At 53.7% G+C, this 13240-nt stretch carries 13 protein-coding genes; 7 read left to right on the forward strand and 6 right to left on the reverse strand.

All coding sequences use genetic code 11. The annotated features are described in order from the left end of the window. Positions 1 to 52: 52 nt before the first annotated feature. Positions 53 to 259 carry a DUF1107 domain-containing protein gene (locus OGY71_RS22605; protein WP_003025710.1) on the reverse strand — a complete coding sequence of 69 codons (207 nt, stop codon included), beginning with the start codon at positions 257 to 259 and terminating at the stop codon, positions 53 to 55. Between the two features lie 328 nt (positions 260 to 587). Between OGY71_RS22605 and OGY71_RS22610 the strand changes: the two genes are divergently transcribed. After that, positions 588 to 1145, forward strand: a complete 558-nt coding sequence (locus OGY71_RS22610; RefSeq protein WP_003830421.1) for a YtfJ family protein — start codon at positions 588 to 590, stop codon at positions 1143 to 1145. Here OGY71_RS22610 and cysQ read toward each other — a convergent pair. After that, on the reverse strand, positions 1135 to 1875 hold the full coding sequence (cysQ, locus tag OGY71_RS22615) for a 3'(2'),5'-bisphosphate nucleotidase CysQ (RefSeq protein ID WP_003830423.1): 741 nt from the start codon (positions 1873 to 1875) through the stop codon (positions 1135 to 1137). The two genes, OGY71_RS22610 and cysQ, sit on opposite strands and share 11 nt — an antisense overlap. Positions 1876 to 2063: 188 nt before the next feature. On the opposite strand from cysQ, the gene cpdB reads away from it, so the two are divergent. After that, positions 2064 to 4007, forward strand: a complete 1944-nt coding sequence (gene cpdB / locus OGY71_RS22620) for a 2',3'-cyclic-nucleotide 2'-phosphodiesterase (RefSeq protein WP_126957072.1) — start codon at positions 2064 to 2066, stop codon at positions 4005 to 4007. 47 nt (positions 4008 to 4054) lie between these two features. On the opposite strand, the gene OGY71_RS22625 is transcribed toward cpdB, so the two are convergent. Beyond that, positions 4055 to 4435, reverse strand: a complete 381-nt coding sequence (locus tag OGY71_RS22625; protein WP_032934267.1) for a winged helix-turn-helix transcriptional regulator — start codon at positions 4433 to 4435, stop codon at positions 4055 to 4057. A 90-nt stretch (positions 4436 to 4525) separates the two neighbouring features. On the opposite strand from OGY71_RS22625, the gene OGY71_RS22630 reads away from it, so the two are divergent. From OGY71_RS22630 to OGY71_RS22640, 3 genes are all read left to right on the forward strand, one after another. Further along, entirely contained in the window at positions 4526 to 5374 is an 849-nt protein-coding gene (locus OGY71_RS22630) for an SDR family oxidoreductase (RefSeq protein WP_063941647.1), read from the forward strand. An 81-nt stretch (positions 5375 to 5455) separates the two neighbouring features. Next, a complete protein-coding gene (locus OGY71_RS22635; protein WP_126957070.1) occupies positions 5456 to 6280 on the forward strand; it encodes an AraC family transcriptional regulator in 825 nt (274 codons plus the stop codon). Positions 6281 to 6356: 76 nt separating this feature from the next. After that, positions 6357 to 7322, forward strand: a complete 966-nt coding sequence (locus tag OGY71_RS22640; RefSeq protein WP_063941648.1) for a DMT family transporter — start codon at positions 6357 to 6359, stop codon at positions 7320 to 7322. A 68-nt stretch (positions 7323 to 7390) separates the two neighbouring features. On the opposite strand, the gene OGY71_RS22645 is transcribed toward OGY71_RS22640, so the two are convergent. After that, the gene (locus tag OGY71_RS22645) at positions 7391 to 8962 is read right to left on the reverse strand and encodes a methyl-accepting chemotaxis protein (RefSeq protein WP_126957068.1); all 1572 of its coding nucleotides are present in this window, start codon (positions 8960 to 8962) and stop codon (positions 7391 to 7393) included. Positions 8963 to 9206: 244 nt separating this feature from the next. Between OGY71_RS22645 and ytfE the strand changes: the two genes are divergently transcribed. Further along, the gene (gene ytfE / locus OGY71_RS22650; RefSeq protein ID WP_003025690.1) at positions 9207 to 9869 is read left to right on the forward strand and encodes an iron-sulfur cluster repair protein YtfE; all 663 of its coding nucleotides are present in this window, start codon (positions 9207 to 9209) and stop codon (positions 9867 to 9869) included. Between the two features lie 158 nt (positions 9870 to 10027). On the opposite strand, the gene cycA is transcribed toward ytfE, so the two are convergent. Together cycA and bamJ are read right to left on the reverse strand one after the other, a co-directional pair. Then, positions 10028 to 11437, reverse strand: a complete 1410-nt coding sequence (gene cycA / locus OGY71_RS22655; RefSeq protein WP_003830438.1) for a D-serine/D-alanine/glycine transporter — start codon at positions 11435 to 11437, stop codon at positions 10028 to 10030. Between the two features lie 308 nt (positions 11438 to 11745). Next, complete coding sequence (bamJ, locus tag OGY71_RS22660; RefSeq protein WP_032934269.1) at positions 11746 to 12366, reverse strand: BamJ family beta-barrel-assembly machinery protein; 621 nt, start codon at positions 12364 to 12366, stop codon at positions 11746 to 11748. Between the two features lie 219 nt (positions 12367 to 12585). On the opposite strand from bamJ, the gene OGY71_RS22665 reads away from it, so the two are divergent. Continuing rightward, positions 12586 to 13236, forward strand: a complete 651-nt coding sequence (locus tag OGY71_RS22665; RefSeq protein ID WP_003830442.1) for a LysM-like peptidoglycan-binding domain-containing protein — start codon at positions 12586 to 12588, stop codon at positions 13234 to 13236. Positions 13237 to 13240: the final 4 nt, after the last annotated feature.

Raw genomic sequence — 13240 nt, forward strand, 5'->3', positions numbered from 1 at the left:
ATCAACGGCTCCCATCAGGAGCCGTTTTTTTAACTACTGCATAGCACTTTGATCAAGCCATCTCAGTTTGCAGACGCAAGACCTGACGGTTAACTTCGGACATCACGGAAAAATGCAGTTTGTCCTTCACTTTTGGGATAAGAATCTTACCCTTATCAAATTCAAAAGCGCCTACATCCTTGATATATAACCGTCCACGAAACAGGATCTTCACGTACTTCGCCACCTGCAGCGGGTTGTATCGTTGGAAAATTTTCATTGTTGTCTCCTGCTGAGCATTACGCCTTTGCGGTACCACAATCGGTCCGACAATCCTCAGGCGCAAATTTTAATGCCCTATGACTATAGACTATCTCGTTGATGTTTCCAGCGTGTATAAGTTTATTTACCTTCAAGTTACAATTATTCAGAATTATCTTTTCAACGCTTCGCTGTCTTCAGTATAAGCCTTCATTTTTCGCAGGATTTGTGCGCCCGTCCGCAAACTGGCATCGCGCTTGCGGGAAAAAGCATCATTCGCACATATGATTAAATTCCAGACCCAAGTGGTCGGATCACCTGCAAAATAAAAGAAAGAAGGAAAAACTATGACCTTACGAAAACTGCTGGCGCTGTCGTGCCTGCTACTGCCGATGATTGCCTCCGCACATAAGTTTGAGACTGACCAGCGCGTACCGCCGGTGGGGATCGCCGATCGCGGCGAACTGATTCTCGATAACGATAAGTTTAGCTACAAAAGCTGGAATAGCGCGCAGTTGCCAGGCAAAGTGCGAATTGTGCAACACATTGCCGGACGCACCTCCGCCAAAGAGAAAAATGCGACGCTGATCGAGGCAATCAAAGCCGCCAACCTGCCTCACGACAAATACCAGACCACCACTATCGTCAACACGGATGACGCCATTCCCGGCTCCGGTATGTTTGTGCGCAGCAGTCTGGAGAGCAATAAGAAGCTCTACCCGTGGTCGCAATTCATTGTCGACAGTAATGGCATTGCGCGTAAAGCCTGGCAACTGGATGAAGAGAGCTCCGCTATCGTCGTACTCGACAAGGACGGACGCGTGCAGTGGGCAAAAGATGGCGCATTAACGCAGGAAGAGGTGCAGCAGGTAATTGCCCTGCTGCACAAATTACTCAGTAAATAGAGACGCGGAAGCCGGGGTTGAGGAACGATTCACGTGGGGTGTAATCCAGAGGTTTCCCCTGCCAGTCGTGAACGTGCGCTCCGGCTGCGGCGGCAACGGCATGGCCAGCGGCGGTGTCCCACACGTTGGTTGGCCCAAAACGCGGATACAGCTGTGCGTGCCCTTCCGCCACCAGGCAGAACTTCAGCGATGAGCCAATCGAGGTGGTCTGGTGCTCACCCAACTGTTGCAGATACTCTTTTAACTCATTGTCGGCATGCGAGCGGCTAATGACCACCAGCGGCGGACGCGCGTCACGAACCTGAATTTGTTTGCGTACGCCGCACTCTTCTTTCCACGCTTTACCTTCTGCTGCGCAGTACATCACTTTCATTACCGGCGCGTAAACCACGCCCAGAACCGGCTTTCCTTTCTCGATTAGCGCAATATTGACGGTAAATTCACCGTTACGCTTAATGAACTCTTTGGTCCCGTCCAGCGGGTCCACCAGCCAGTAGCGCTGCCAATGCTGGCGAACATCCCAGCCAGGAGGCGCCTCTTCAGACAGAACCGGAATATCCGGCGTCAGCGCCAGTAATCCTTCGAGGATCACCGTATGCGCGGCGATATCTGCCGCCGTGACCGGAGAATCATCCTGCTTGCTGGTAATCTCCATCGGTTTGATTCCATCGTAGACCTGCATAATGGCATCGCCCGCGTTCCGTGCAAGCTGGCATACATGTTCTAGCATTCTCCACCTCGTTTCTGTCAGTGGTGTTAACTTATTGTTTTACTTATACCCGATCGTCAGGGGATCCGCCAACTGTGATAGCGTCTGCGGTTTTAAACGCTATATTCATGTCATGATTCACAGTTCTGTAAGCAAGAAGATTTATATACATTTTCTTTTGTGGCTTAGATCTTAAAAGGATGCCCCTGATGATTAAGTTTAGTGCAACGCTTCTGGCAACGCTGATTGCAGCCAGCGTCAATGCCGCGACCGTCGATCTGCGTATAATGGAAACCACTGATTTGCATAGCAATATGATGGATTTCGATTATTACAAAGATACACCGACTGAAAAATTCGGTCTGGTACGTACGGCAAGTCTTATCAACGCTGCGCGTGGTGAAGTCAAAAACAGCGTGCTGGTTGATAATGGCGATCTGATTCAGGGCAGCCCGCTCGGGGATTACATGGCGGCCAAGGGGCTGAAAGCGGGCGAAACACACCCGGTATATAAGGCGCTGAATACCCTGGATTACGCGGTGGGTAACCTCGGCAACCATGAATTCAACTACGGTCTGGAGTATCTGCACAACGCGCTGGCCGGGGCGAAATTCCCTTACGTTAACGCCAATATCATCGACGTTAAGACCAAGAAGCCGCTATTTACGCCTTACTTGATCAAAGACACTGAGGTGGTCGACAAGGAAGGGAACAAGCAAACGCTGAAGATTGGCTATATCGGCTTTGTGCCACCGCAGATTATGACCTGGGATAAAGCCAACCTCAGCGGCAAAGTCACGGTGAACGACATTACGGAAACTGCACGCAAATACGTTCCGGAAATGAGAGAAAAAGGCGCCGATGTCGTGGTGGTGGTTGCTCACTCCGGGCTTTCTGCCGACCCATATCAAACGATGGCGGAAAACTCCGTTTATTACCTCAGTGAAGTACCGGGCGTGGATGCCATTATGTTTGGTCACGCTCACGCCGTCTTCCCGGGTAAAGACTTTGCCAATATTAAAGGCGCAGATATCACAAAAGGTACGCTGAATGGGGTTCCTGCTGTGATGCCGGGTATGTGGGGCGATCACCTGGGCGTGGTGGATTTAGTGCTGAATAACGACAGCGGTAAATGGCAGGTCACTCAGGCGAAAGCCGAGGCGCGCCCGATCTATGACGCCGCAGCAAAAAAATCACTGGCAGCAGAAGACAAAAAAATCGTTGAGATCCTGAAAGCCGATCACGATGCCACGCGTGAGTTTGTCAGCAAACCGATCGGTAAATCCGCCGACAACATGTACAGCTATCTGGCGCTGGTACAGGATGACCCGACCGTACAGGTGGTGAACAACGCGCAGAAAGCCTATGTGGAACACTTTATTCAGGGCGATCCGGATCTGGCAAAACTGCCGGTACTTTCCGCCGCCGCGCCGTTTAAGGTCGGTGGACGCAAGAACGATCCGGCAAGCTTCGTAGAAGTCGAAAAAGGTCAGTTAACCTTCCGTAACGCCGCTGATTTGTATCTCTATCCCAACACTCTGGTGGTGGTGAAAGCCAGCGGTAAAGAGGTGAAAGAATGGCTGGAATGTTCCGCCGGGCAGTTCAATCAGATTGATATCCACAGCAGCAAACCACAGTCGTTGATTAACTGGGATGGCTTCCGTACCTATAACTTCGACGTGATTGACGGCGTGAATTATCAGATTGATGTTTCACAACCCGCCCGCTACGACGGTGAATGTCAGACCATTAACCCGAAAGCGGAACGTATTAAAAATCTGACCTTTAACGGCAAACCAATCGATCCGAATGCCACCTTCCTCGTCGCGACCAACAACTACCGCGCCTACGGCGGTAAGTTTGCCGGAACCGGCGACAGCCACATCGCGTTTGCCTCTCCGGATGAAAACCGCTCGGTGCTGGCGGCGTGGATTGGTGCAGAGACGAAGCGTACCGGTGAAATTCACCCGGCGGCAGATAACAACTGGCGTCTGGCGCCAATTCATAGCGACACACCACTGGATATTCGCTTTGAAACATCACCGTCTGATAAAGCCGCGGCATTTATTAAAGAGAAAGGCCAGTATCCGCTGAAGAAAGTCGCGACCGATGACATCGGTTTCGCTATTTATCAGCTGGATTTAAGTAAGTAATTTTCGTGCCGGATGCGGCGCAATAGCGTCTTATCCGGCCTACAAAACTACGCAGCCCGTTCGTCCCGCTGCGCTAAAACCTGCGGCAAATTCAGTTCTATCCAGTCCGCCAGCGCGGCAACTTTATCGCTCACCTGCTCACCCAACGGCGTCAGGCTATACTCCACGTGCGGCGGTACCACCGGATACGACACCCGATTGATAAACCCGTCATGCTCTAACGCTTGCAGGGATTGCGCCAGCATCTTTTCACTGACCCCGCCCATCTTACGGCGCAAATCGCTGAAACGGTGCGTACCGTCGCGCAGCGCCACCAGAATCAACACGCCCCAGCGGCTGGTGACATGTTTTAACACCTCGCGGGAGGGACACTGTTCGGCAAACAAGTTGCCATCGCGTAACTGCTGGGAGAGCGTCGAAGCTGTCATTTTCATACTAACCTTTTTGTGCGTACTTACTAAAAGTAAGTTTAGGTGTTAGCGTGATTAAACACAAGACCAATACCAAGGAGTCACTCCATGATCGCAATTACCGGCGCCACCGGCCAACTGGGCCAACATGTTATTGAATCTCTGCTGAAAACCGTTCCTGCCAGCCAGATTGTGGCAATTGTGCGTAATCCCGCTAAAGCGACGGCGCTTAGCCAGCAGGGCATTACCGTTCGTCAGGCGGATTACAGCGATGAAGCCGCCTTGACGGCTGCCTTACAGGGTATCGACAAGCTACTGCTAATCTCCTCCAGCGAAGTGGGACAACGCGCCTCGCAGCATCGCAACGTGATTAACGCAGCGAAAGCCGCGCACGTGAAATTCATCGCCTACACCAGCCTGCTGCACGCCGACACCTCCCCGCTGGGGCTGGCTGATGAGCATGTGGCAACCGAGAAGATGCTGGCTGAATCCGGTATCGCATACGCGCTGCTGCGTAACGGCTGGTACACCGAAAACTATCTCGCCAGCGCACCGGCTGCACTGGAACACGGCGTGTTTATCGGGGCTGCAGGTGAAGGCAAAATCGCCTCAGCGACCCGCGCCGACTATGCCGCTGCCGCCGCGCGCGTCATCAGTGAAGACGTTCATTCCGGTAAAACTTATGAGCTGGCGGGCGACGCAGGCTGGACCCTGAGCCAGTTGGCTGCCGAGCTGGCAAAACAGAGTGGTAAAAAAGTGGTGTATCAGAATCTGAGCGAAGCAGATTTTGCCGCCGCACTTAAAGGTGTAGGCCTGCCTGCCGGGCTGGCGGACATGCTGGCTGACTCAGACACTGGCGCCTCCAAAGGCGGTCTGTTCGACGACAGCCATACGCTGAGCAAACTGATTGGTCGCCCGACCACCTCGTTGGCTGACAGTGTCAAAGGCATCGTGTAAGTGTTAAAAATTAGTTAATTGTGGTGGCATCCCCGCGCATCCTCTCTGATAATGACAGGATGATGCGTGGGGAGAGAAAACGTGCAAGGTGTACCTGAGCAGTTTATTGATGAGAAAGACAGCGCCCGCTTTCGCCATCTGGCGCAGGTGCCGGGCGTTGAGCTGTATCATGCGCACATCTCGCGTTACGCTTTCGAGCCGCACACCCATGAAGCGTTTGGCATTGGCGCGATAGAAGTCGGAGCCGAACGTTTTCGCTATCGCGGCACGCAGTATGTTGCCCCCGCCCATTCCGTCGTCACCATGAATCCCGATGAGCTGCATACCGGCGAAGCCGAAACCGCCGACGGCTGGCGCTATCGGATGATTTATCTTGAACCCTACCTTCTGGAAGAGGTCACCGGGATCCGCCACTGGTGGTTTCATGACGTAACGCGTCACGATCCGCTGCGCTCGCGCCAGATCTGCTCGCTGATCCACAGCCTGTGGAACACGGAAGATCCGCTGGCGCAAAAAGGACTCCTACTCGATCTGATCGACACGTTCCAGCCACTGGCCCGCCATGCGCCGGTATTGACGGAGGGGGCGCATCGCTTTGAACGGGTACGCGAGTATCTGCACGATAATTATATGCATCCGGTCACGCTCGACGAGCTGGCGCGGGTTGCATCGCTGAGTCCCTGGCATTTTCAGCGCCAGTTTAAATCTCATTTCCACGTCACGCCGCATCAGATGCTGATGGCGATCCGCCTATGGCGAGCCAAAGGTTTTCTCACTTACGGTATGCCCGCCGCAGAGGTCGCCGCCGCAACCGGCCTCACCGACCAGTCGCATCTCACCCGCGCGTTTACTCATCGCTACGGCATTACGCCGGTACGTTATCAGAAACAAGTCGTCCGGCGTTGATCAGCAATCTCATACAATACGGCGGCATTTTTCCTGCCTACACTCGACTCATTGTTAAACGATGTGGATGTCAAAAATGATTAGCGGTGTGTTGTATGCCCTGTTGGCCGGGCTGATGTGGGGATTAATTTTTGTTGGACCGCTGATCGTACCGGAATACCCGGCGGTATTGCAGTCGATGGGGCGTTATCTGGCGCTGGGGCTGATCGCATTGCCGATTGCCTGGCTGGGACGTGCGCGCCTGCGTCAACTTGTGCGGAAAGACTGGGTAACTGCGCTGACGCTAACAATGATGGGGAATCTGATTTATTACGTTTGCCTGGCAAGCGCCATCCAGCGCACCGGCGCACCGGTCTCCACGATGATTATTGGTACATTACCGGTGGTGATCCCGGTCTTCGCTAACCTGCTCTACAGCCAGCGTGACGGCAAATTATCATGGTGGCGTCTGTCGCCTGCGCTGGTATTGATTGGTATAGGACTGCTGTGCGTGAATATCTCGGAGCTGAATCAGGGGTTACCAGACTTTAGTGGCTGGCGTTATGGTTCCGGCATCGCGCTGGCGCTTGTCTCGGTGGTGTGTTGGGCATGGTATGCGCTGCGTAATGCCCGCTGGCTGCGCGAGAATCCGGATAAGCACCCGATGATGTGGGCGACGGCCCAGGCTCTGGTAACGTTGCCTGTTTCTCTGGTCGGTTACATTGCCGCCTGCCTGTGGCTTAACGGGCAAACGCCGGACTTCGCTCTGCCCTTCGGTCCGCGTCCGGGCGTGTTTATCGGTCTGATGATAGCCATTGCGGTATTGTGTTCGTGGGTTGGCGCATTGTGCTGGAACGTCGCCAGCCAAAAATTACCGACGGTGATCCTCGGCCCGCTGATTGTCTTCGAAACGCTGGCTGGCCTGTTGTACACCTTTATTCTGCGCGAGGAATTTCCACCTCTGCTGACGGTTAGCGGAATTGCGCTGCTGATGGTTGGGGTGGTGATAGCCGTCAGAGCCAAGCCACAGAAACCGAGCGTCGTGGTGGTTTCACAATCATAATGTGCCGGATGGCGCTGCTTATCCGGCCTACAAGGATTGTACGATCTCATGTAGGCCGGATAAGGCGTTTACGCCGCCATCCGGCGCGACACTTTAAACACCGCTACCGTCTGGTTCAACCGCGCGGCCTGCTCTTCAAGCGCGGCAGCGGCGGAAGCGGACTCTTCTACCAGCGAGGCGTTTTGCTGGGTCACGCGATCCATTTCGGCAACCGCCTGGCCTACCTGATCGATACCCCGACTTTGTTCATCAGAAGCTGAGGCAATCTCCCCCATGATGTCGGTCACGCGGGTCACGGCGCTAACTATTTCCGCCATCGTTTCGCCCGCTTCATGCACCAGCGCCGTGCCGGCATTGACCCGATACCCCGAGTCATCAATCAGCGCTTTGATCTCCTTCGCCGCCTGGGCACTACGCTGCGCCAGCGTCCGAACCTCGCCTGCGACCACGGCAAATCCGCGTCCCTGCTCGCCCGCACGCGCCGCTTCCACCGCCGCGTTTAGCGCAAGGATATTGGTCTGGAAGGCAATGCCGTCGATAACATTGGTAATTTGCGCGATTTTGCTGGAACTGGTGGCGATTTCATCCATCGTACGCACCACGCCATCGACCACGTTTCCGCCTTTTTGCGCCGTTTGTGAAGCATTTTTTGCCAGACTGGTCGCCTGACGCGCGTTATCTGCGTTCTGTCTCACGGTTGCGGTAAGTTGTTCCATGCTGGCAGCAGTCTCTTCCAGAGAGGCGGCCTGCTGCTCGGTACGTGAAGAGAGATCGTTACTGCCTGCGGCGATTTCACCCGCGCCGGTATAGATGGTATCGGCCCCGTCACGCACCACGCTGACCGTATTCGCCAGCGCCTGCTGCATGTCACGGACGTTGCTTGCCAGCAGCGCCATTTCATTACTGCCATCGGCGCTGATGGGGTGCGTCAAATCGCCTGCGGCAATGTGGCGAATATGTCCCATCACCTCGTGGAGCGGCTTGAGCAGCACTCGCTGCATCGCCAGCCAACTGGCGATAATCACGGTGACGACAATCAGCATCACCGCGGACAGCAGCCAGATTATCTTCTGGTAATCACTCTCATTGTCCTGCACTCCGGCAGTGGCCAGCGCCGTTTGCGCACTACGCCATTGCCGATAAACTTCCTGCATGGCCGTTTGCTTTTGCTCGGCATTCTGCTTGAACATCTCTTCCAGCTTTCCTTCAGCCAGCAGCACGTTCATTTTTGCCAGCGTCGCAGAATAGATGCCGTACTGCTCTTCCAGTCGATCGGCCAGATGCTCATCCAGCCCAGGCGTTTCCGGCAGAGCGTAGTATTTATCGTAATGATCTTTCGATTCGGCCAACAGGCGATTTGCCGTGTTCACCAGCTCCTGCAACTGACCGCCGTTAATCTCGCTGGCCATCGTTCCCTGTAAACGCAGCATGCCCCGGTTGAGCGTGACGCGAGCCTGGTTCAGGCTAATCCACGCATCGGTAAACTCGGCCACGTTCTGGCTGGAAAGTTGAGACACGTTAAAGTTCTGCTTATCGTTATTGAGTGCGCCAATAAAGACGCCCGCGGAGATGAGCTGCATTGCGCCCAGCGCGAGTAACACGGTGATAAGTAAGGTTATCACTTTGATTCGTTTGAACATCTGTAGCCTTTTATTATGCAGGTATTGTCTGAGGTCTAACTATCGGCAGCGGCGTGCGCTTATTTAATCCTGTCGTGCGGCTTTTTTCACCGTACCTTTCCTTTCCAATAAGATTCAGCATCTTAACGAGATAAGAAATTTTCGTGACGTCCATCACAAAACACCCCACCCCGAAAGGGTTATATCCTTTGCCATAAGTTGCATTTAAAATACATCTTATATTATTAAGAATGAGGTAACGGCAATGTCATATCGCGATCAACCTTTAGGTGAACTGGCGCTCTCTATTCCTCGCGCTTCGGCCCTGTTTCGTAAATACGATATGGATTACTGCTGCGGCGGTAAGCAAACGCTGGCACGCGCTGCCGCGCGTAAAGAGCTGGATTTAGACGTTATTGAGGCGCAGCTTGCGCAGCTGGCTGAACAGCCGCTGGAGAAAGACTGGCGTACCGTGGCTCTGGCTGAAATCATCGACCATATCATCGTGCGTTATCACGACAGACACCGCGAACAGCTGCCGGAGCTGATCCTGCAGGCCACTAAAGTTGAACGCGTTCACGCAGACAAACCGAACGTACCGCGCGGTCTGGCGAAAAACCTGACCATGCTGCATGAAGAGCTGTCCAGCCACATGATGAAAGAAGAACAGATCCTGTTCCCGATGATCAAACAGGGCATGGGTAGCCAGGCGATGGGGCCAATCAGCGTGATGGAAAGCGAACATGACGATGCGGGTGAACTGGTAGAAGTGATCAAACACATCACCCATAACGTAACGCCGCCACCAGAGGCCTGCACTACCTGGAAAGCCATGTATAACGGCATTAACGAGATGATCGACGACCTGATGGAACACATCAGCCTGGAAAACAATGTTTTGTTCCCGCGTGCCCTCGCAGGTGAATAAAAAAAGGCGCCCGAGAGCGCCTTTCTGAAGTCCGAATTCGGCCACTGCATATGTGGCCTTTTTTGTGTCAGAACGTAGACCTGATAAACGCAGCGCCGGCGGCATATGCCGGATGCGGCGTAAACGCCTTATCCGGCCTACATCTCACTGCTTAGCGATTATCGCGTACCTGCCATACGTTTCTTACCGATGAACAACCAGCCCAGACCCAGCGCGATGAACCACAGCGGCGTGACGATCAGCGCCTGACGGGTATCATCTTCCAGCGTCAGCAGTACCAGTACGAAGACGAAGAACGCCATACATACCCAGCACATCAGCTTGCCTAACGGCATCTTGTAGATTGATTTTTCATGCAGGTGAGGACGCTGCTTGCGGTACACCAGGTATGAGCAAAGAATGATGGTCCAGACGAACATGAACAGAATCGCCGATACGGTGGTGATCATGGTGAAGGCGCCAATCACGCTCGGGTTCACGTACAGCATCACCACGCCGCCCAGCAGACAGATACAGGAGAAGGTTAAACCCTTCGCCGGAACTGCGCGTTTAGACAGCTTGGCAAACGCTTTAGGCGCAACGCCTTCCTGCGCCAGACCGAACAGCATACGGCTGGTAGAGAACACGCCGCTGTTTGCAGAAGAGGCAGCTGAAGTCAGCACCACAAAGTTGATCAGGCTCGCCGCAGCAGGCAGACCAACCAGCACAAACAGTTCAACGAATGGGCTCTTGGTTGGCACTACCGAGCTCCACGGCGTAACGGACATAATCACGATCAGCGCAAAAACGTAGAACATGATGATACGGATCGGAATCGAGTTAATGGCGCGCGGCAGCGATTTTTCCGGATCCTTGGTTTCCGCTGCGGTCGTACCCACCAGCTCAATACCCACAAACGCGAACACCGCTATCTGGAAGCCGGCAAAGAAGCCGCTCAGACCTTTCGGGAACCAGCCACCGTCATTCCACAAGTGCGTGAACGATGCCTGAACGCCGGTTGGCGACTGGAAGTGCGTCAACACCATCACCAGACCGACGACAATCAGGCCGATGATGGCGACGATTTTGATCATCGCAAACCAGAACTCCATCTCACCGAACATTTTTACGGTGGCGAGGTTGAGGCTCAGCAGCAGCACGATCACCGCCAGCGAGGCGACCCAGTCTGACAGTTCGGGGAACCAGAATTGCGCATACGCGGTAATCGCGACAACGTCTGCCATTCCGGTAACGACCCAGCAGAACCAGTAGGTCCAACCGGTAAAATACCCAGCCCATGGCCCGAGCAGGTCGGAGGCGAAATCACTAAACGATTTGTACTCCAGATTCGAGAGCAGCAATTCACCCATTGCACGCATCACGAAAAACAGCATAAAACCGATGATCATATACACAAAGATGATCGACGGTCCGGCGAGACTGATGGTTTTACCGGAGCCCATAAACAGGCCAGTACCGATAGCGCCACCAATGGCAATAAGTTGAATATGACGGTTTGTGAGATTGCGCCGTAGCGACTGTTCAGACGACGCCTCTTCAGCGGTGTCGACTTTTACCTGATCTACCATGTTTTTTCTTCCTGTACCTGTCTGTGTTGTTCAGGCTCTACGGCCTTTAGTGTGTCTATGATACGACGATCCTGTTATCAGGACTCATCGATATTAGGTAAGAATTGGCGGGATGAATACTAAGATTTAGATATAATGTTAATTTAATGTTTAAAGTGAGTGTCATATCACTCTGATAGCGCGAATCAGCTCACAAAAATACACGCTGATGGGGCATTTGCAAGATAAAATATCGACAACGACGTAACTATAGATTTTCACGCTATTTTTTTGTTCCCCCCGGCCTTGGGGGGAACAGAAGTCACTGCTTACAGGATCTCAAGCAGCTCAACTTCGAACACCAACGTGCTGAACGGAGGAATGGACGCGCCAGCGCCACGCTCGCCGTAAGCCAGTTCCTGAGGAATAGTCAGTTCCCATTTGGAACCTACCGGCATCAGGGTCAGCGCTTCAATCCAGCCTGGGATTACGCCGTTAACCGGGAATTCAGCTGGTTCGCCACGTGCGACAGAGCTGTCAAACACGGTACCGTCGATCAGTTTACCGGTGTAGTGCACGCGAACGCGGTCAGTACGTGCCGGAATAGCACCTTCACCCTGGGTCAGAACACGGAACTGCAAACCAGATTCAGTGCTGTTCACACCGTCTTTCTCACGGTTTTCTTCCAGATATTTGACGCCATCAGCCGCCATAGCCTGGAAACGCTCGCGACGTACTGCGTCAGCGCGTTCGTGGATTTCACGCAGTGCGCGATGCACAACATCAACCGGCACTGCCGGGTGCTTACCTTCCAGCGCGTCAGCGATACCCGCTACCAGCGCTTCAGGCAACAGTCCTTCCAGTCCGGATTCGCTCAGCTGTTGTCCTACCTGCAAACCAATGCCGTAGCTTGCTTGCGCTTCGATAGTGTCAAAAGTCGGGTTAGCCATCATATTTCCTTTCATCGGATGTAAAGTAGCGGGCAGCATATCAGCCATGCCGCATCCGGTAAAACTTTGTCTCGGGAACAGATGACAAATCGCGAGGAAACATAAACAATAGGAATATCCCGCGTTGACGTCACGAAAGCGGGTAATATGACGAACATCATAGCGTTAGCCATCTATACTCTATGATCGAGGAACGAGACGCGGAGCAGGAGGAAAGCCATGCCCGGGCGCTTTGAATTAAAACCAACCCTGGCGAAAATCTGGCATGCACCGGACAATTTTCGCATTATGGACCCGCTACCGCCTATGCACCGCCGCGGCATTATTATTGCCGCTATTGTGTTGGTGATAGGTTTCCTGCTCCCTTCCAGTGACACCAGCGATGCCCCTGTGGTGACGCGTACTGCCCAGCTGGATTTACAGTCACAGTCGCAGCCACCGACCGAGGCTCAACTGCAGGCACAGCTCGTCGCGCCGCAAAATGATCCCGGCCAGGTCGCTCCGGTTGCGCCAGAGCCAATCCAGGAAGGAGAACCTGATGCGCAGCCTCAGGTCCAGCAATCTCAGCCGCAGACACAACCTTTCCAACAGGATAGCGGAATTGACCAGCAGTGGCGCTCCTACCGCGTAGACTCAGGTAAAACGCTGGCGCAGGTATTCCGTGACCATAACCTCCCGCCAACCGATGTCTATGCGATGGCACAGGTTGAAGGCGCCGGAAAACCACTGAGCAATCTGAAAGACGGTCAGATGATACAGATCAGGCAGAATGCCAATGGCGTGGTGACGGGATTAACCATTGATACCGGGAATGGTCAGCAAGTACTGTTTACCCGCCAGCCTAACGGCAGTTTTATCCGCGCCCGTTAAGCGC

The organism is Citrobacter sp. Cpo109 (genome assembly GCF_030332565.1).
Classification (GTDB): domain Bacteria; phylum Pseudomonadota; class Gammaproteobacteria; order Enterobacterales; family Enterobacteriaceae; genus Citrobacter; species Citrobacter portucalensis.

Bases quoted from the DNA above. Each gene is read 5' to 3' on its own strand.
- OGY71_RS22645 (WP_126957068.1), bottom strand. From the start codon at position 8,962: ATGTTCAAACGAATCAAAGTGATAACCTTACTTATCACCGTGTTACTC.
- OGY71_RS22640 (WP_063941648.1), top strand. From the start codon at position 6,357: ATGATTAGCGGTGTGTTGTATGCCCTGTTGGCCGGGCTGATGTGGGGA.
- OGY71_RS22605 (WP_003025710.1), bottom strand. From the start codon at position 259: ATGAAAATTTTCCAACGATACAACCCGCTGCAGGTGGCGAAGTACGTG.
- OGY71_RS22665 (WP_003830442.1), top strand. From the start codon at position 12,586: ATGCCCGGGCGCTTTGAATTAAAACCAACCCTGGCGAAAATCTGGCAT.
- ytfE (WP_003025690.1), top strand. From the start codon at position 9,207: ATGTCATATCGCGATCAACCTTTAGGTGAACTGGCGCTCTCTATTCCT.
- cpdB (WP_126957072.1), top strand. From the start codon at position 2,064: ATGATTAAGTTTAGTGCAACGCTTCTGGCAACGCTGATTGCAGCCAGC.
- cycA (WP_003830438.1), bottom strand. From the start codon at position 11,437: ATGGTAGATCAGGTAAAAGTCGACACCGCTGAAGAGGCGTCGTCTGAA.
- OGY71_RS22625 (WP_032934267.1), bottom strand. From the start codon at position 4,435: ATGACAGCTTCGACGCTCTCCCAGCAGTTACGCGATGGCAACTTGTTT.
- bamJ (WP_032934269.1), bottom strand. From the start codon at position 12,366: ATGGCTAACCCGACTTTTGACACTATCGAAGCGCAAGCAAGCTACGGC.
- OGY71_RS22630 (WP_063941647.1), top strand. From the start codon at position 4,526: ATGATCGCAATTACCGGCGCCACCGGCCAACTGGGCCAACATGTTATT.
- cysQ (WP_003830423.1), bottom strand. From the start codon at position 1,875: ATGCTAGAACATGTATGCCAGCTTGCACGGAACGCGGGCGATGCCATT.
- OGY71_RS22610 (WP_003830421.1), top strand. From the start codon at position 588: ATGACCTTACGAAAACTGCTGGCGCTGTCGTGCCTGCTACTGCCGATG.